General features: G+C 61.9%; 17 protein-coding genes. 15 read left to right on the forward strand and 2 right to left on the reverse strand.

Translation table 11 applies throughout. The annotated features are described in order from the left end of the window. Positions 1-19 precede the first annotated feature (19 nt). The 9 genes from BMX57_RS20640 to BMX57_RS06940 all read left to right on the forward strand — a co-directional run bounded on the left by BMX57_RS20640 (position 20) and on the right by BMX57_RS06940 (position 10,708). The gene (locus tag BMX57_RS20640; RefSeq protein WP_373283089.1) at positions 20-430 is read left to right on the forward strand and encodes a DUF6950 family protein; all 411 of its coding nucleotides are present in this window, start codon (positions 20-22) and stop codon (positions 428-430) included. Continuing rightward, positions 427-3,846 carry a phage tail protein gene (locus BMX57_RS06915; RefSeq protein ID WP_092364120.1) on the forward strand — a complete coding sequence of 1,140 codons (3,420 nt, stop codon included), beginning with the start codon at positions 427-429 and terminating at the stop codon, positions 3,844-3,846. The genes BMX57_RS20640 and BMX57_RS06915 overlap by 4 nt, the downstream gene beginning before the upstream one ends. A 70-nt stretch (positions 3,847-3,916) precedes the next feature. Beyond that, positions 3,917-4,459 carry an N-acetylmuramoyl-L-alanine amidase family protein gene (locus BMX57_RS06920; protein ID WP_092364123.1) on the forward strand — a complete coding sequence of 181 codons (543 nt, stop codon included), beginning with the start codon at positions 3,917-3,919 and terminating at the stop codon, positions 4,457-4,459. Then, positions 4,456-4,896: a DUF4175 domain-containing protein gene (locus BMX57_RS20370; protein ID WP_143057907.1), complete on the forward strand. Its 441-nt coding sequence runs from the start codon at positions 4,456-4,458 to the stop codon at positions 4,894-4,896. Before BMX57_RS06920 ends, BMX57_RS20370 begins: the two co-directional genes overlap by 4 nt. Next, positions 4,896-5,321 carry a hypothetical protein gene (locus BMX57_RS20375; protein WP_143057908.1) on the forward strand — a complete coding sequence of 142 codons (426 nt, stop codon included), beginning with the start codon at positions 4,896-4,898 and terminating at the stop codon, positions 5,319-5,321. The genes BMX57_RS20370 and BMX57_RS20375 overlap by 1 nt, the downstream gene beginning before the upstream one ends. Before the next feature lie 61 nt (positions 5,322-5,382). Then, the gene (locus BMX57_RS06925; RefSeq protein WP_143057909.1) at positions 5,383-5,694 is read left to right on the forward strand and encodes a helix-turn-helix domain-containing protein; all 312 of its coding nucleotides are present in this window, start codon (positions 5,383-5,385) and stop codon (positions 5,692-5,694) included. Positions 5,695-5,748: 54 nt separating this feature from the next. Continuing rightward, the gene (locus tag BMX57_RS20380; protein ID WP_143057910.1) at positions 5,749-7,008 is read left to right on the forward strand and encodes a site-specific integrase; all 1,260 of its coding nucleotides are present in this window, start codon (positions 5,749-5,751) and stop codon (positions 7,006-7,008) included. 129 nt (positions 7,009-7,137) lie between these two features. Further along, the gene (locus tag BMX57_RS06935; protein WP_092364132.1) at positions 7,138-8,322 is read left to right on the forward strand and encodes an RsmB/NOP family class I SAM-dependent RNA methyltransferase; all 1,185 of its coding nucleotides are present in this window, start codon (positions 7,138-7,140) and stop codon (positions 8,320-8,322) included. A gap of 130 nt (positions 8,323-8,452) precedes the next feature. Next, a complete protein-coding gene (locus BMX57_RS06940; protein ID WP_092364135.1) occupies positions 8,453-10,708 on the forward strand; it encodes a hybrid sensor histidine kinase/response regulator in 2,256 nt (751 codons plus the stop codon). A 30-nt stretch (positions 10,709-10,738) separates the two neighbouring features. Here the strand turns inward: BMX57_RS06940 and BMX57_RS06945 are convergent, their stop codons facing one another. Further along, the gene (locus BMX57_RS06945; protein WP_092364375.1) at positions 10,739-11,332 is read right to left on the reverse strand and encodes a sulfotransferase family 2 domain-containing protein; all 594 of its coding nucleotides are present in this window, start codon (positions 11,330-11,332) and stop codon (positions 10,739-10,741) included. A gap of 193 nt (positions 11,333-11,525) precedes the next feature. Here BMX57_RS06945 and recA point away from each other — a divergent pair, with 193 nt between their 5' ends. From recA to BMX57_RS06965, 4 genes are all read left to right on the forward strand, one after another. Then, on the forward strand, positions 11,526-12,593 hold the full coding sequence (recA, locus tag BMX57_RS06950; protein WP_092364138.1) for a recombinase RecA: 1,068 nt from the start codon (positions 11,526-11,528) through the stop codon (positions 12,591-12,593). 202 nt (positions 12,594-12,795) lie between these two features. Next, positions 12,796-15,462: an alanine--tRNA ligase gene (gene alaS / locus BMX57_RS06955; protein ID WP_092364141.1), complete on the forward strand. Its 2,667-nt coding sequence runs from the start codon at positions 12,796-12,798 to the stop codon at positions 15,460-15,462. A 3-nt stretch (positions 15,463-15,465) separates the two neighbouring features. Beyond that, entirely contained in the window at positions 15,466-15,753 is a 288-nt protein-coding gene (locus BMX57_RS06960) for a DUF1330 domain-containing protein (protein ID WP_092364144.1), read from the forward strand. Positions 15,754-15,925: 172 nt separating this feature from the next. Continuing rightward, positions 15,926-16,105 (forward strand): hypothetical protein, encoded by a 180-nt coding sequence (locus tag BMX57_RS06965; protein ID WP_092364147.1) that lies wholly within the window; start codon positions 15,926-15,928, stop codon positions 16,103-16,105. A 3-nt stretch (positions 16,106-16,108) separates the two neighbouring features. Here BMX57_RS06965 and typA read toward each other — a convergent pair whose 3' ends face one another. Continuing rightward, on the reverse strand, positions 16,109-17,929 hold the full coding sequence (gene typA / locus BMX57_RS06970) for a translational GTPase TypA (protein ID WP_092364150.1): 1,821 nt from the start codon (positions 17,927-17,929) through the stop codon (positions 16,109-16,111). A 185-nt stretch (positions 17,930-18,114) separates the two neighbouring features. On the opposite strand from typA, the gene BMX57_RS06975 reads away from it, so the two are divergent. Further along, entirely contained in the window at positions 18,115-18,450 is a 336-nt protein-coding gene (locus BMX57_RS06975; RefSeq protein WP_092364153.1) for an SMR family transporter, read from the forward strand. Between the two features lie 123 nt (positions 18,451-18,573). Then, positions 18,574-18,699, forward strand: coding sequence for a hypothetical protein (locus BMX57_RS20995; protein WP_268235993.1), 126 nt, complete (start codon positions 18,574-18,576; stop codon positions 18,697-18,699). Positions 18,700-18,724 lie beyond the last annotated feature (25 nt).

The raw sequence follows: 18,724 nt of genomic DNA on the forward strand, positions 1-18,724 counted from the left end.
CAGGCCACATCTCCTCTCTATGAGTAGATTGCTAAATTGGCGCTCGCGCCTTCACACATATCTTGCAAACAACGCAAGAACTCCGTTCCAGCCGGGATTCTTCGACTGCAGTCTGATGCCCGCTGCCGCGCTCGATGCAATGACCGGGACAGATCCGGCTGCTGCATATCGTGGCAACTATTCGACTGTTGAGGAAGGGTTGGCTCTTCTTCAGGCGGACGGCTTCGAAGACCAAGTCGCACTTGTCGCATCTATCTACCCAGAAATTCCAGTTCTACATGCAACGGAAGGCGATGTCGCAGTTGTGAAGCAGGGTCGCGATCTCGGCCTCGGAATTGTTCTCGGTGCGTCCGTCGCTGTCACAGCTCGGCGCGGCATTGCTCAGCTCCCTCTCACTGCCGCTTCCAGAATTTTCCAGGTGTCAGCATGAATTTTCGCAAAGTTTTCCCGTGGGCTGTTCTTGCAGCGATAGCTGCCAGCCCTGTTCATGCTGACCCGATTACAGCTGCTGTCACCGCGATCGGCGGATTTTTCTCTACTGTCGGTGGAACTGCCGTCGGTGGATTTCTTTTGCGCACGGCGGCGTCAGTTGGCTTGTCTGCGCTTGCCACTGCACTGTCTCCGAATAAAGGCCAGCAACAGCAGCGCGGTATTTCGACGTCTACTACAACTGCCGGCGGCACACAGCCTCAAACCGTTGTTCTCGGCCGATACGCTACCGCCGGTCATCACGAATGCCCGCCGATGACGCACGGTCTGTCCGGTTCAGATCAGGTCAAATACATGACGTATGTTATCTCCCTGTCTGACTACCTGATTTCAGATATCGCATGGGTCATCGTGAACGGTAACCGCACGCGCTTCACAACTCAGCGCGCGGATGGCGACGGCTACTGCGGCATGACCGACAACGGCGGCAAATACATAGATCGTGCGTGGCTGCGCTGGCACGACGGAACGCAGACAGTTGCCGATGAGATGCTTGTCGAAACATACGGCGGGTATGAGCGACCCTGGACAGAAGATCATATTTTGACCGGCGTTGCTTATGCGGCGATGACATTTAAGTGGGATTCCGGATACACGCAGTTTCCGGAGGTCCTGTTCGAAGTTGACGGAGCGCCGCTTTATGACCCCCGTCAGGATACATCTGTCGGCGGCGATGGAGATCAAATTTGGGATGACGTGAGCACTCACGCGTTCACCGAAAACCCTGTTGTGATGATCTACAATATTCTGCGTGGCCTGCGTCTCGCAGACGGCACTCTATACGGCCTCGGCGTAGATGCGGAAGACCTGCCACTTGATCGGTGGGTCGCAGCTATGAACACATGCGATGAAGCGGCGAGTTCCGGCGGCGGGCAGCGTCGTGAAAAGCGTTACAAAGCCGGCATCGAATTCACGCTTGAGACTGAGCCTCTTTCCGTCATTGAAGACTTATTGAAGTCCTGCGGCGGTCGCGTCGCAGAGTGCGGTGGTTTCTGGAATATTTCGCTCGGCCCTGCACCGTTCGCGCGTGCTCACATTGATGATGAAGACTTGATCGTCTCTGATCCGCGCGAGACTGCACCATTTCGCGGGCTCAAAGATACATACAATAGCATTCATGCAAGCCATCTGGACCGGTATAGAAATTGGGTGTCTCGCGATGCTCCAACTTTCTACAAAGATGGGTGGATTCAAGAAGATGACGGCCGCAGTCTTGTTGCAGAGCTGAACCTGACAACTGTCACGCAATACGGCCAGGTTCAGCGCCTGATGCAGGAGTTGGTTACAGACAACAGGCTTATGATAACACATTCGCTGACACTGCCGCCGACCGCACTCGGACTGCTACCGCTCGATACTTTGACATGGACAAGTGATGAGCACGGATACGAGGCGAAACTGTTTGAAATTCAGAGCAAGGTCATCGACCCTGCGACACTGAATGTCAAAGTTGCACTGCGTGAGCGCAGCCCTGATGAGTATGTCTACGAATATTACGGCGGAACTGACTATGAAGAAACCCCAGGATACCCCGAGGGCATTGATGACGGCAGTCCAGATCCGGAAGACAATCCGACCGACGAGAAATACACAGATCCAGTCACCGGTGATCCGCTGTCGCCTGTGCGCCCTGTCGCCAGCCTTGGCGATGTGATCGCGCTGCATGACGGAGCTGTGTCGCGCTCGACAGATGGCGGTGCCGAATGGGTCCGGCTGCCGGGGACGTTCGGACCGGCGCGGGAAATTTCCGCGATCGACGGGCAGGGGTTCCTTGTCTGGACTGCAGGTTCTGAAATCGCTTACTCATCGGCGTTGCGGCGCTGGAATACTCTGACACCGAATGGGTTCTCGACTGAAAGCCTGGCGATTACGAATGGTGATTTTGAGGCTGGCAGTTTGTCGGGCTGGACTGTGAATTCCGGGGCCCCAAGCGTGCTCGATACAGCACAACCACCGCAACAAGGCGGTAAATTTTATCTGGCGTCCAATGAAGTTTTCGAAGCGATGCAAGTTGTTTCACTTCCTCCTGCGGTAAATACGAGTAAGCTTTTCTTGCGTGCTGATGTATATTCTCCGGACGCAACAGCTCAGATTGAGGTGCGCTCAAATTGGAATGGTGCCTCTTACACTTTGCCAGATGTTCGGCTTTATCCAGAAGATCCGTTTAACACAAATTATCAGTCTGACAGTCTTGCTGAAATACGCGTCAGCGGAGACGGAGCGTCACTCATTGGCGACTTGATCAACATTGAAGCAAGAATTGATACGGGTGACGATGAGCGGCTCGGCTTCAGATTCAAAGATATTGAAGGTCTTCGATACTGGTCGGGAAGTGTTGGCAATAACATCTCCAGTCAGTCTGATTTGATTTACATATCACCACCGTACGGAGAAACGCTAAAAGACATCACTATAAACTTGAGCAGTCCGGACCGCCCTGGTCTTTCAGTTCAGCTTGAAATTCCAGCGGGATGGCGTCCGCCGATCGGACTAAATAACGTGAATCCTGGCTATTACAGTATCGACGCGAGACATGTTTCAAGTCAAACGCACTTGTCTATACCATCACTGAATCCAGTCGGCTTGATTGAGACGCGGAATGCGTCTGGACTTAGCATCTGGGAAACAATTGAAATCGAGCTGCCGTCTAATTTGGGAGCGCAAGTTGAACTGTTTTTGCGGGGTAGTGACGGTGACTACGTAGATAACGTTCGCGCAGAAGTCATAAGTGAAGGCGACTCCTCCGTACGTTGCATCGCCCGCGACCTGGCAGCCAGGCGCCACCTGGTCGCGACAGACACTGGCATTCATGCTGTGGTCGACGGCGCGGCATCGCAGCTTTGCGAGACGCCTTTTGCCGCTGACTTCTTGGCTGGGAATGATGACATGCTGGTCATTGCTTCCGGGGCTGACATTGCGATTTCAGAAGACAACGGCGCGTCCTGGTCGCAGCACACCGCCGCCGGATCTGTTGTTGATCTGCATGCGCGTCCCGATGCTGTTGCTGTGCTCTTCGACGGCAGCGTCATTTCGATCGCAGGGGCAGGGCTGACAGAGGTTTCAAATCTCGGATCGTCTCACAAGCTCGCATATGACGCGCGCGGCCGACGGTGGATTGCGGTGTCAGAGAGCGGCGAGGTGCAATCGAGCGCGGACCTCGCGGCCTGGACGCCGGCGCCAGATATGCCGATATCTACGGCGGCCGGTGAACGCACCCTGATACCTCTCGACATCGGTCGTTTTATCGGCCGCGCCGGCGCATCCAAGGACTTGTTCTGGAAAGATCGAGCATCTGGAAGCTGGAGCGTTGGGCCCAGCCTGACATCGCAAATTCGAGACATGACAGAAGTCAAGTAAGGCTGACTTCGGCGCGCGAGAGTGAGCGTCGGGCCACATCTCCTTGTAAGATAAGACAGGGATATTTGGCATGCGCGTTGCGCTCGAAATTGGACACAGCACGAGAGACGGCGGCGCAGTTCGTGTGACTGATGGCGTCCAAGAATACGAATGGAACAAAGACCTGGCGCATCGGATTTACGATCTCGATCCCCAGATGTTTGAGATATTCCACCGTCGGCCGGATCTCGGATACACATCTGCCATCGGCGATCTTTACGGTCGCATAGATGATTGGGGGTGTGATCTCTCAATCTCAATGCATTTCAACTCATTTTACAAAGCATCTGCATCATACACATCAACGCTGTCATCCGGTTCGAAGGGATCCCTGAAGGCGGCGGATGCCGTTCAGTCAGCCATGGTGGATGTGATGGGGTTGCACGATTCCGGAGTGAAAGTCCGCAATCGTCGCACCGGTGGGCGTGGCTGGGAGATGCTATCATTCGGACGCGCACCTGCAATCCTGATCGAACCGTATTTTGGAAGCAATCCGAGCGATTGCCGTCGCGCTGATGAGTGTAAACAAGAATTGGCTGAAGCGATCTGTCATGTGGTGGGGTCGCTCAGGTGAAAGAAGTGATACAGGGGGCGGCATCTAAGACAGCATCAATCGCAGCGGGGGACATTTCAAGGGACTGGGTAACACCACTTCTTGCCGGCCTCGGCGTGACCTTTTCCGGTGCAGAATGGATCGGCGGAGTTCTCCTTGCAATCGCGGGCGGGATCATCGCGGCGCGGTTTGAGACCGGACTCGATACTCGACACGCACGTCAAGCTTTTTGGCTGACTGTGCTTGCTGCTTTCCTCGTTGCTCATGTCGCAGGCTTAGTTTCCTACGCTTTTTGGCCGTCAGTTCCGCCGCAGATAGCGATGGTTGGAGCGGGCTTTGCGTCTCGCTTCGTGATCCGGTTTCTTCTGCGCGGACTTGAAAGGTTCGAAAGTCGCGGTGACGAAGCAGCCGACCGAATTTTTGACCGTGCTTTTCCTGGCGACGGTGACGAAAAGTAATGCGCGCCTTTACCCTTTTCTTGGCGCTTCTCTTGGCGTCCTGCGGCTCCATCACTGGGACAGCGGTCAAAACAGTCGCAGGTGCCGCCCTGGGCGTCGACGGCGGGCCATCCCTGTCAGCGAATGTTCAAGCGGGCAAAAACAACGCGCGATCGACCGTCGGCAACTCAAGAAATACAGACATAAAAGTTGCGCCCGTTCTGCGTGAGAATGCGATTGAGAGTCTGAACCAGGATAACCGGACCTCGGCCGATGAGCGCACGGTAACGGCCGATCGCGTTGAGACTGTTTTCGTAACTCAAAACCAAGTGCCGGCGTGGCTCCTGGCCGTAATGGGCGGCCTGGTAATCCTTTTCGGTGCTGTCGGCTGGCTCTCCCCACAGCCCGCATGGCTTCGACGCCGGCTGGACTACACAGAACCCTGAACTAAAAATTTCTGCGCTCAGACAAAGAGATGCATCTCCTCAAAAATGAGGAGCTTATCACGTGTCTTTCGAACCAAAACCTACTGAATTTTCAGTCGCTTATCCAGCCATCATGACCGAACCCGAAGCCGCTAAATTTCTGCGCATTGGGCTGACCAAACTCCGAGAGTTGCGTCGTGCTGAGCTTGTTCCGCACAATCCGAAAAAGCCAATCCGCTACATCAGGGAGTCCCTACTGGACTGGATGAAAGAGCAAGAGGTGCCGGTTAAGAAGCCTGACCCAGCACCTCCGAAGTCGCAAGCGAAGCGCAGCACAAGCTATAAACCAAGCCACGACAAAGCGGCTCTGCGGGCAGGAATTCTTAAACGTTGACCTTGGCCACTGCATCTATAGACGTGTGTGAAAGCCACGGAGACAGATGCACACATGAAAACGCTCGAACGGATCGGACAATTTACGGTCGCGCAGAACCGAAACACTTACCATCTGAGATGGACAAATAAGAACACAGGAAAGCAAGAGTCAGAAAGCTTCGGGCGAGACCGCGCGCGCGCTGAGAGTGAGGCGTGGCGCCGGATGGCAGCCCTTGTTTCTCCGGATGATCTTATCGAGCGGCCAAACAATCCGACATTCGAAGAGCTCTGGCACTTCTATTGCCGTGAGAAGAAGCCGAACTTGTCTGAGGGTCGGGTCAAAAGACTGGATGAAGCCTACAAGTTATACTTCAAGCCTTCATTGGCAAAAGTCCCAGCAAGTGATCTACCTGACGCTATCCGCGCGATGCGTGATCGCATGCTCGGTGGTTGGACCGGCGACGGCCGAGACAATAGCCGCGGCGCAAGACACAAACCCCTTCACCCGAACACCGTTGAAGATGTCATCAATATCGCCAGAGCGACACTGAACTTTCTTCTCGAAGAAAGGATCATCGTCGGACCAAATCCAATCCCAACAATTCGTGTGGCGGGGCGGACCGCTGCGATTGATCGGGAGCCGAAAGGCCGTCATGTCAGCTTTGAGGAAATTGGCAAGCTGATCGACGCGTGTCACTTCCCACATCACTTGAACATGATGTTGCTTGAGTTGGGCTCCGCGACACGAAGCGGCGTATTCCCGGAGATGCTGACAGACCAAATTCTGTGGGATCTCGATGCAATTGATACGCTCCCAGTCGGTAAGAAACAGACTACGAAATACAGACCTGTCATTCCAGTGACGGGCCCGATGAGGTGGGCCGCTGCGCAAGCTGTCATGACGGCAGGTCCAGACAAACACCTCGTTCACTTCCGTAGCCAGGGCCTGACCGGTCGCAACGGCACGCAAATTATACATCGCATTGCGAAGCGGGCGCTTGTCGACCAGTCGACAAAAGTGAACTGGTATAGTATTCGACATACCCTGATTGACTGGCTTGAGATGCGAGTGCCGCAGAAGAGCCTTTCGATGCTGGCCGGCCACATCTCTGCTTTCGACACTAAAGAACGGCGCCAATTCCGTCAGAACGACGGAAGCAGGACAACGCTCATTTATCTCAAACAAAAACTCGTGCATCTCGATCCGATCCGGAAAGCCCTTGAAGAAGAGTGGTGGCCAGAGATACAGATGCACTGCAAATTAGACCTGCGACTCGGCGATCCGAAAGTGAATGACGAATGGTCCGAAGCGCGAAAAATGATCAAAAAGTAGATGCAGGGTAGATGCAAATGTCCGGTAAGTATTTGAAAGTAATGGCGTGATATGTGTGTGCATGACGTGCAGATCACCCGCGAAAGCCCGAATTACGGGATCATGTGAGGCTGGCGTGAGGCGCGCGCGATGACCCCGCAGGCGCGTGTGCAGGCGGCCATCGAGATCCTCGACCGGATCCTGGAGGGGCAACCTGCCGAGCAGGCCCTGACCGGCTGGGCACGCCGCGCGCGTTATGCCGGGTCGGGAGATCGGGCGGCGATCCGCGACCATGTGTTCGACGCGCTGCGGCGCAAGCGGTCGCTGGCCGCCCGGGGCGGCGCGGATACCGGGCGCGGGCTGATGCTGGGCGCGGTGCGCGACGCGGGACAGGATCCGGACCAGGTATTCACCGGTGCACGCCACGCCCCACCTGCTCTGGCAGGCGACGAGCGCGGCGCCGGTCGCAGACCCAGCGAGGGCGCCGAGGCGCTGGACCTTCCCGACTGGCTTTGGCCCGAGTTCAGCCGCTCCCTCGGGGCCGACGCGGCGCGCGCGGGCGCGGCGCTGCAAGGTCGCGCGCCGGTGTTCCTGCGGGTGAACTCGGGGCGGACGGATCGCGCTACGGTGATGGCGGCACTTGCCGAGGAGGGGATCGAAACCGCCCCGCATCAAACGGTGCCGACCGCGTTGCGCGTGCTGTCCGGCGCACGGCGCATCGCGCGCAGCACACCCTATGAGACGGGCCAGGTCGAGCTGCAGGACGCCTCCAGCCAGGCTGTGACACTGTCGATCCCGATCGAGCCGGGGATGCGGGTTCTGGATTATTGCGCCGGGGGCGGCGGCAAGTCGCTGGCGCTGGCCGCGCGCGGTGCCCGCGTCTGGGCCCATGATGCCGATCCCGGGAGGATGGCCGACCTGCCGCAGCGTGCGCGGCATGCCGGTGTCGACATCGGGGTTCTGGCAGACGGCGTGCCGCCCGGCGCGGAGCCGTTCGACGTCGTGCTGATCGACGTGCCCTGTTCGGGCAGCGGTGCCTGGCGCCGGTCGCCGGCCGGGAAATGGTCGCTGACCGCCGAACAGCTGGCAGGCCTGCAACGCATCCAGGCCGGACTCCTGCGCGATACCAGCCGGCTCGTCGCCGGGAATGGCTGCCTGGCCTATGCCACCTGCTCTGTGCTCAGGGGTGAGAATTCCGAGCAGATAGAAACGTTTATGGCGGATAGTTCAGGCTGGAAGATGCAGTTCACCCGGCAGTGGCCGGTGGATGAGGATGGAGACGGTTTCTTTGCGGCGCACTTGACGCGAAAGCAGATTGCAAACAACCATAGGTAGAGTTGTCGCGCATTAAGCCGGGCTTAACCCCTGGTGCGCGAAATGGTCTGCAAACGCGTTTCTGGAGCAGTGTGCGCCCGTGTCAAGCCTGTCGGAACCGACCCTTCCCGTTGCAGCCGGCCCGCCGGCCATGCGTCTGCGCAGTCTCGCCCTGCTCGCCGTGGCGGCGGGCCTTCTGTCCAGCGCGGGGTTCGCACCCGTGGACCCGATGCTGCGGAACCTGTTCCTTGCGGCCGGTGGGGCGATGCTGCTGGTGCTGGCCGTGCACACAGCCACGGGGTGGCGGATGCGCGGTGCCGCGGAACTGGCGCAGGAGATGCTGGCGGGGTTTATCGAAAAGGATGCCGCCCCCAGTTTCGTGACCGATCCCGACGGGCGGATCACGGCCCGCAATTCGGCCGCCTCGGTCCGGTTCAGCGCCGCGGGCGACGGGACGCTGGCCGCCGCGCTGCGGTCGGTCCTGGCCAGCCCGTCGTCGGTGCTCTACCGCCTGCAGTGCCGTGCCAGGATCGACGGCAACGCCCGCGAGGACGTTGTGACCGCGCGGGGCCATGTGCGGCTGGCGGTGCATGTGCTCAGGGGCGGCGCATTCCTGTGGCGTTTCGAGGACATCCTGGAGCGCGGCCCGGGCGGCCGGACCCATTGCGCGGTGCCCCTGCCGATGCTGACGGTTGGGCGGTCGGGCGCGATCCTGTTCATGAACGACGCCGCCCGCCGCCTGGTGGGGGATCGTGCCCTGACCCTGGACCGGCTGTTTCTGGAGGCAGCGCCCGTTTCGGGCCGGATCCACACGCTGACCACGGCGAAGGGACCCGTCGACGTGCTGGTTCGCGAGGTCGCCGGTCCGGCCGCCCGGCGCGAGATGTTCCTGATCCCGGTCGAGGATATTCGCGGTGCCGGGGCCGGCAACGATTTCGACAGCCTTCCGGTGCCGATGATGCGCCTGAGCGACGCCGGCGAGATCCGCGAGATCAACCGCCTGGCCGTGAAACTCGTCGGTGCCGACGTTCAGGCCGGAGGGAGTTTGCCGGACATCATGCAGGGGCTCGGGCGCCCGATCTCGGACTGGCTGCGCGAAACGGTCGAGGGCAGCGCCAAGCAGCGCTCGGAATTCCTTCGGCTGGCACGGCGCGACAAGGAAGTGTTCGTGCAGGTCACCCTGACCCGCGTGGCCGAGGACGGGGCCGGCGGGCTGGTGGCCGTTCTCAACGATGCCACCGAACTCAAGACGCTGGAGGCCCAGTTCGTCCAGAGCCAGAAGATGCAGGCCATCGGCCAGCTTGCTGGCGGGGTCGCGCATGACTTCAACAACTTGCTGACGGCGATTTCGGGCCATTGCGATCTGCTGCTGCTGCGCCATGACCAGGGCGATCCGGATTATGGCGATCTGGTCCAGATCCACCAGAACGCCAACCGCGCCGCGGCCCTGGTCAGCCAGTTGCTGGCCTTTTCCCGCAAGCAGACGCTGCGCCCGGAACTGCTCGACCTGCGGGACACGTTGTCGGACCTCACGCATCTTCTCAACCGGCTGGTGGGCGAGAAGGTGACGCTGACGCTCAGCCACGACCCTGTGCTCAAGCCGGTTCGCGCCGACAAGCGGCAGCTGGAGCAGGTTCTGATGAATTTGGTGGTGAACGCCCGGGATGCGATGCCGCAGGGCGGCGAGATCCGGATCGAGACCGGGGTCGTCACGCTGGACTGCCCGCTGGAACGCGACCGGGCCATCGTGCCGCCGGGAGACTACGTGACCGTCAAGGTGTCGGACAAGGGGGTGGGAATCGCCCCCGACGCGCTGCAGAAGGTCTTTGAGCCGTTCTATACGACCAAGCGGACCGGCGAGGGAACCGGGCTGGGCCTGTCGACGGTCTATGGCATCGTCAAGCAGACGGGCGGTTACATCTTCGTCGACAGCGTGGTGGGCGAGGGCTCGGACTTCGTTCTCTTTTTCCCGGCTGACAAGCTGGTCGAGGTCGAACCCGCGATCGAACCCGCCCCGGAGCCGACATCGACGCCGCGGCAAGGGGATGGCGTGGTGCTGCTGGTCGAGGACGAGGCCCCGGTCCGCGCCTTTGCGTCCCGGGCCCTTCGGTTGCGCGGCTATACCGTGCTGGAGGCGGATTCGGCCGAAGAAGCGTTGCGGACGCTGGAGGATTCCGAGCTGAGCGTGGATGTGTTCGTCACCGACGTCGTGATGCCGGGGCTGGACGGGCCGACCTGGGTTCGTCAGGCCATGCAGGACCGGCCGGACGTGCGTGTGGTCTTCGTCTCGGGATATGCCGAAGGCGCCTTTGGCGAGGCGGAGCTGAGCCTGCCCAACTCCGTCTTCCTGCCCAAGCCGTTTTCGCTGAACCAGCTGACCGAGACCGTTCATCGCCAGATGCACTGAGCGCCAGATGGGGAGGATTGCTTCGGCGTGTCAGCCGGCGCTCTCGTAGACGTCGAACTCGGCCCGGCAGACCTGCCTGAGCCGGACCTCGACTTCCGGCGAGATGGTCAGGGCCATCGCCGGCGACTCGTTCTCGCGCCGCATGTTGACTTTGGTCTGCAACCGGTCCTCGAGAAACGCGGTCATCCGGTCCAGCCGGTCATAGCGGAACAGGTGCTCCAGGCGCGTGCCGTTGGGGCGGGGTTCGACGAATTTCGCCTGGCTGCCGACATTGGCGAAAGACGGTCTCTTGTCCTGCATGTAGGCTTCGAGAAACCCGTCGAAGTCGACATGGTGCGTCCCGTTGCGGTGGCCCTTCATCTCGGGGCGCCGGCGATAGCGATACCAGCTGCCCAGCCAGTCCAGAGGCTCGCGCACCACGGCTATGGTCTCCATCTGCGCATCGAGCACCTTCTCGAACATCGGCCGCATGAACCGGTTGTAGCGGAACAGCGGCATGTGCTTGAGTTCGGGCGGGGCCGACACCACCATGTCGGCGCGGTCGCGCAAAGCCGATTCGAAAGCGGTGGACCCGGTCTTGGGCACCGAGAGGAAAACCAGCCTTTCCCGAAAAAACACAAGCATCGCGCCACCGCCCCCGACCATTCCGGTGACAAGACACCTGCCGTAAACCACTCCTTAACTCAATTGCCAAAAACTGACCGAAGCGAAGAAATTCATTGAAATGTTCTCTTTTTGTATCCATAAGGAACAAGAGGCGAACAAAGCAGCGATTGCCGCCCGCAACGGCGTGTGACAAAAGGAAAGCGACAGGACAATGGCGGATCTTCTGACGATGAGCAGCAAACAGAACGCGGACAAGCAGAAGGCGCTGGACAGCGCCCTGGCCCAGATCGAACGGCAGTTCGGCAAGGGCTCGATCATGAAAATGGGCGGCGAGAATGCCATCCAGGAGATCGAGGCCAGTTCCACAGGTTCGCTGGGGCTGGACATCGCCCTGGGAATCGGCGGGCTGCCGATGGGTCGTATCGTCGAGATCTACGGGCCCGAAAGCTCGGGCAAGACGACGCTCACCCTGCACTGCATCGCCGAGCAGCAGAAGCGTGGCGGCGTCTGCGCCTTCGTCGACGCCGAACATGCGCTGGACCCGCTCTATGCCCGCAAGCTGGGCGTCGATCTGGACGAGTTGCTGATCAGCCAGCCCGACACCGGCGAACAGGCGCTGGAGATCACCGACACGCTGGTCCGCTCGGGCGCGGTGAACATGGTGGTGGTCGACTCGGTCGCGGCGCTGACGCCGAAATCCGAGCTTGAGGGCGACATGGGCGACAGCAGCGTCGGCGTGCAGGCCCGCCTGATGAGCCAGGCGATGCGGAAGCTGACCGCCTCGATCAGCCGCAGCAAGTGCATGGTCGTCTTCATCAACCAGATCCGCATGAAGATCGGCGTGATGTTCGGCAGCCCCGAGACGACCTCGGGCGGCAACGCGCTGAAATTCTACTCCTCGGTGCGCCTGGACATCCGCCGCATCGGCTCGATCAAGGACCGCGACGAGGTGGTGGGCAACCAGACCCGCGTGAAGGTGGTCAAGAACAAGGTCGCGCCGCCCTTCAAGCAGGTGGAATTCGACATCATGTATGGCGAGGGCATCTCGAAGATGGGCGAGCTGCTGGACCTGGGCGTCAAGGCCGGCGTGGTCGAGAAGTCGGGCTCGTGGTTCAGCTATGGCGACGAGCGGATCGGGCAGGGGCGTGAGAACGCCAAGCAGTTCCTGCGCGGCAACACACGGGTCGCGCTGGAGATCGAGGACAAGATCCGCGCAGCCCACGGCCTGGATTTCGACATGCCCCCGGGCGCGCAGGAGGATGACATCCTCGAGGCTTGAGCCGCAAGCCCGACAGCGACGCAGACGGGAGCTGCAGAAATCCCCCGGCAACCGCCTGGCCGCCGGGAATATCCGGGACAGGGCGGCGCTGCGGCGTCGCCTTGTTTCGTTTCGGGCCGGCCGGTGCGGATGTGCTGTGGACAGTGGCCGGGTGCGCAGCTAAACCGGCCTCGTCCCACGAAAAAGCGCGCCGAGAGAGCCGATGCCCACGCTGAACGAAATCCGATCGACCTTTCTGAACTATTTCGCCCGCAACGGCCATGAGATCGTGCCCTCCTCGCCTCTGGTGCCGCGGAACGATCCGACCTTGATGTTCACCAATTCCGGCATGGTTCAGTTCAAGAACCTGTTCACCGGTGTCGAGACGCGCGACTACAAGCGCGCGACCACCTCGCAGAAATGCGTGCGCGCCGGCGGCAAGCACAATGACCTGGACAATGTGGGCTATACCGCCCGCCATCACACCTTCTTTGAAATGCTGGGGAATTTCAGCTTCGGCGACTATTTCAAGGAGGAGGCCATCGCATTCGCCTGGGAATTGATCACCCGCGAATTCGGCATCGATCCCGCCCGCCTGCTGACCACGGTCTATCACACCGATGATGAGGCGTTCGAGATCTGGAAGAAGGTCGGCGTGCCCGAGGACCGGATCATCCGCATCGCCACATCCGACAATTTCTGGCAGATGGGCCCGACCGGCCCCTGCGGCCCCTGCACCGAGATCTTCTATGACCACGGCGACCAAATCTGGGGCGGCCCGCCGGGCAGCGCCGAGGAGGATGGCGACCGGTTCATCGAGATCTGGAACATCGTGTTCATGCAGAACGAGCAGTTCGAGGACGGCTCGATGACCGAGCTGGACATGCAGTCGATCGACACCGGCATGGGGCTGGAGCGGATCGGCGCGCTTTTGCAGGGCAGCCACGACAATTACGACACCGACACGATGCGGGCGCTGATCGAGGCCAGTGCCGAGGCCACCGGGGTCGATCCCTATGGCGACCAGAATGTGCATCACCGGGTGATCGCGGACCACCTGCGGTCGACCTCGTTCCTGATCGCCGATGGGGTGATGCCCAGCAATGACGGGCGCGGCTATGTGCTGCGCCGGATCATGCGCCGGGCGATGCGGCACGCGCATCTTCTGGGGGCGAAGGATCCGGTGATGCACCGGCTGGTGCCGGCGCTGGTGCAGCAGATGGGCGCGGCCTTCCGCGAACTGGGCCGCGCGCAGCCGCTGATCGAGGAGACGCTGAAACTGGAAGAGACCCGGTTCCAGCAGACCCTGGACCGCGGTTTGAAACTTCTGGACGAGGAACTTGCGGGGCTGCCGGAAGATGCGCCGCTGCCCGGGCGGGCGGCGTTCAAGCTCTATGACACCTACGGGTTCCCGCTGGACCTGACGCAGGACGCGCTGCGCGAGAAGGGCCGGGGCGTCGACACCGAGGGCTTTGACGCTGCGATGGCCGAGCAGAAGGCCAAGGCGCGCGCCGCCTGGGCGGGCTCGGGCGAGGCGGCCGACAGCGCGATCTGGTTCGACATCGCCGACGGGCAGGGGGCCACCGATTTCCTGGGCTATGACACCGAGAAGGCCGAGGGCCAGGTGCTGGCGGTCGTCGTGGACGGCAAGCTTGCCAACCGGCTTGAGACCGGGGGCGAAGGCTGGGTGGTCACCAACCAGACCCCGTTCTACGGCGAGGCCGGCGGCCAGGTCGGCGATACCGGCGTGATCCGGCGGATCGACAACCGCGACGAGGTGAGCCTGGTCTCGGACGTCCAGCGTTTTGCGGACGGGCGCGTGTTTGCCCATAAGGTCACCGTTGAACGCGGCGCGCTTGCCGTTGGCGATCCGGTCGAGCTGGAGGTCGATCACGCCCGCCGCAGGGCGATCCGGGCGAACCACTCGGCGACGCATCTGCTGCACGAGGCGTTACGGGTCGCTCTTGGCGATCACGTGGCGCAGCGCGGCTCGCTCAACGCGCCGGATCGGCTGCGCTTCGATTTCAGCCACGGCAAGGCGCTGACGCTGGATGAGTTGAAACAGGTCGAGGAAGAGGTCAACGCCTTCATCCGCCAGAACTCCAGGGTCGAGACCCGGATCATGACCCCCGACGATGCCCGCGCCATCGGGGCGCAGGCGCTGTTCGGCGAGAAATACGGCGATGAGGTGCGCGTGGTGTCGATGGGGCGGGCCGATACCGGCAAGGGCTTCGACGGTGATACCTGGTCGATCGAGCTGTGCGGCGGCACCCATGTGGAGCGCACCGGCGATATCGGTCTCCTCGTGACACTGGGCGACAGCGCCAGCAGCGCCGGGGTGCGGCGGATCGAGGCGCTGACCGGCGATGCGGCCTTCCGCTATCTCAGCGCGCAGGATCACCGCCTGGCCGAGACCGCGCTGGAATTGAAGGCCCAGGCCGAGGAGGTTCCGGCCCGGGTGCGCGCCCTGCTGGACGAACGTAAGGCCCTGCAGAACGAGCTGGCGCAGCTGCGCCGCGACCTTGCGATGTCGGGCGGCGGCCAGGCCGCGCCCGCGGCGCGCGAGGTCAACGGAATCAAGCTGATTGCACAGGTGTTGTCGGGCGTGACCGGCAAGGATCTGCCGGCGCTGATCGACGCGTACAAGTCGCAGATCGGTTCGGGCGCGGTGCTGTTGATCGCCGATGCCGGTGGCAAGGCGGCGGTGGCCGCCGGCGTGACAGGCGACCTGACGGACCGGGTGTCGGCGGTCGATCTGGTCAAGGCGGCGGTGGCCGAACTGGGCGGCAAGGGCGGCGGAGGCCGTCCCGACATGGCGCAGGGCGGGGGCCGTGATGCGGGGAATGCCGAGGCCGCGATCGCGGCGGTAGAACAGGTATTGGGAGGCTAGATCATGGGAGCACTCTGGATCGCGCATGTCACAGTGACGGACGCCGATGCATACGGAAAATACGCGGAACTCGCGGGACCAGCGATCGCCAAGCACGGCGGCACGTTCATCGCCCGCGGCGGTCGGTTCGTGCAGCTCGAGGGCAAGGAGCGTCCGCGCAACGTCGTGGCGCGCTTTCCCTCGGTCGAGGCGGCGGTCGCCTGCTACAACTCGCCCGAGTACCAGGCGGCGCTGGACCACGCACGCGGCGCGTCCGAGCGCGAGTTGATGGTGGTCGAAACCTCGGAGTGAGATTGCCGCGCACGGCAAGCCCGCTGCTCAATTCGGACCAAAACGCCCCAATTTCAGGCGTATTTCCGCCGTAATGATCGGCACACTGGGATCAGTTCGCCGGAATCGGTTGCATTGTCGCGGGACAACAATCAATCCGGGCGAGACATGAAACCCCGAACCGGAGGCTGCCATGCCACTGGATTTCACACGCAAACCTCAGAAAAAGCGCCGCATGGGCGTGACCAAGATCGTCTTTGCCACACTGGTCATCGTGCTGGTCGCGGGACTGCTGCCGCCCGCCCTGCTGGCGGCGGACTGGACGATGCGCGAGGCCGCGAAGGCCCCGCTGGAACGGCTGCAGCCCTGGTGAGCCTCAGCTGGCCGCGCGGGACTGCCGCTTGCGCTCATGCGGGTCGAGGAACCGCTTGCGCAAGCGGATGGCGTTCGGCGTGACCTCGACAAGCTCGTCGTCGTCGATATAGGCGATGGCCTCTTCCAGGCTGAACTGCACATGCGGCGTCAGCCGCACCGCGTCATCCGACCCGCTGGCCCGCACGTTGGTCAGCTTCTTGCCCTTGAGCGGGTTCACTTCGAGATCGTTGTCGCGGCTGTGCTCGCCGATGATCATGCCCTGGTAGACATCGGCCTGCGGGCCGATGAACATGCGCCCGCGCTCTTCCAGGTTCCACAGCGCATAGGCCACCGACTGGCCCTTTTCCATCGAGATCAGAACGCCCGCGCGACGGCCGGGGATGGTGCCCTTGTGCGGCGACCAGCCGTGGAACACCCGGTTCAGCACGCCGGTGCCGCGGGTGTCGGTCAGGAACTCGCCGTGATAGCCGATCAACCCGCGCGAGGGCACATGGGCGATGATCCGTGTCTTGCCGGCGCCGGCGGGCTTCATCTCGGCCAGTTCGCCCTTGCGCGGGCCGGTGATCTTCTCGATCACCGCGCCGGTGAACTCGTCATCGACGTCGATAGTGACTTCCTCGATCGGCTCGAGGCGCTGACCGCCCTCGTCGCGCAGCAGGACCTGGGGCCGCGAGATGCTCAGCTCGAACCCCTCGCGGCGCATGTTCTCGATCAGAACGCCCATCTGCAATTCGCCGCGGCCCGCGACCTCGAAGGCCTCGCCGCCGGGCGTGTCGGACACGTGGATGGCCACGTTCGATTCAGCCTCTTTCATCAGGCGGTCGCGGATGACCCGGGATTGCACCTTCTTGCCGTCGCGGCCGGCCAGCGGGCTGTCGTTGATGCCGAATGTCACGCTGATCGTCGGCGGGTCGATGGGCTGGGCGGGCAGGGCCTCGGTCACTTGCGGGGCGACCAGGGAATCAGCCACCGTGGCCTTGCTCATGCCGGCCAGGGTGACGATGTCGCCGGCCTCGGCCAGGTCGATGGGCTGCTGGCCCAGCCCGCGAAAGGCCAGGATCTTGGAGGCGCGGAAGGTCTCTATCTGGGTGCCGTCGCGGCTGAGCGCCTTGACGGTGTCGCCGGTCTTGAGCGTGCCGCTTTCCACCCGGCCGGTCAGGATGCGCCCGATGAACGGGTCGGCGCCCAGTGTGGTCGCCAGCATGCGGAAGGGCGCGTCCTTGTGTTCGGCCTGGGACGGGGCGGGCACGTGGCGCACCACCAGGTCGAACAGCGCGGTCAGGTCCTTGCGTGGCCCGTCGAGTTCGGCATCCGCCCAGCCGCTGCGCCCCGAGGCGTAGAGATGCGGGAAGTCCAGCTGGTCGTCGTCGGCGCCCAGGTTGGCGAAGAGGTCGAAACACTCGTCCAGCGCCCGGTCGGGCTCGGCATCGGGCTTGTCGACCTTGTTGAGCACCACGATCGGCCGCAGCCCCAGCGCCAGAGCCTTGGAGGTGACAAACTTGGTCTGCGGCATCGGCCCTTCGGCGGCATCGACCAGCAGGACGACACCGTCCACCATGCTCAGGATCCGCTCCACCTCGCCGCCGAAATCGGCGTGACCGGGCGTGTCGACGATGTTGATGCGGGTGCCGTTCCATTCCACGCTGGTGGCCTTGGCCAGGATCGTGATCCCACGCTCGCGCTCCAGGTCGTTGCTGTCCATCGCGCGTTCGGCGACGCTCTGGTTCTCGCGGAACGCGCCCGATTGCTTGAGCAGTTCGTCCACGAGCGTGGTCTTGCCGTGGTCGACATGAGCAATGATGGCGATGTTGCGCAGTTCCATGAGGGCGTGGCCTTTGTGATGCGGGAAGGTGCACGGCGCTTAACCTGCCCGCGCCGGGAGTTCCAGCAAAATCGGGGGGCCGCCGCGCGGCACCGGCAAATGCCCGAACGGGCTTGCCCCGGATGGTGGATCGGTGTTTGTGATCCGGGCGGCGACCGGGCCGCGCAAACCCTTGGGAGGCCGGCGTGACCAACACCTACCTGATCCTGTTCCTGGCCGTCGTCGCCGAGACGATCGGCACATCCGCCCTTCAGGCCAGCCAGCAATTCACCCGGCTGTGGCCCACGGTAACCGTCGTCGTGGCTTATGGGCTGGCCTTCTTTCTGCTGGGCTGGGCACTCAAGGCGATTCCCGTTGGCATCGCTTATGCGATCTGGTCGGGCCTGGGTATCGTGATGATCGCGCTGATCGGTTTCCTTGTCTTCGGACAGCGGCTGGACGCACCGGCGGTGCTGGGGCTGGCGATGATCCTGGCCGGGATCCTGGTCATCCACCTGTTCTCGAACACCGCCACGCACTGAACCGGCGCGCCTGTGTTGCGCCTGGGCACCGAGCCGCGAAGGTCATGGAAACCCGACTTTCCGGGCAGCGCGGTTTGATGTATCGTTTTGACATTATTTGTTGTTTCGATGTGAGTGTTTGGAATGAACAAGTCATTTGTCAAATCGGTCATTCTGGCGGCGGCCACGATCGTCGCGCTTGGTGTTCTGGCCGGCACCGCGACAACCGGAACCGACAGCGGCTCGACGCGTCCGCTCGAGGCGGACTGAGGGCGACCCAAGCGGGGCGCCCAAG

This window comes from Cribrihabitans marinus, assembly GCF_900109035.1.
GTDB classification, from domain to species: Bacteria; Pseudomonadota; Alphaproteobacteria; order Rhodobacterales; family Rhodobacteraceae; genus Cribrihabitans; species Cribrihabitans marinus.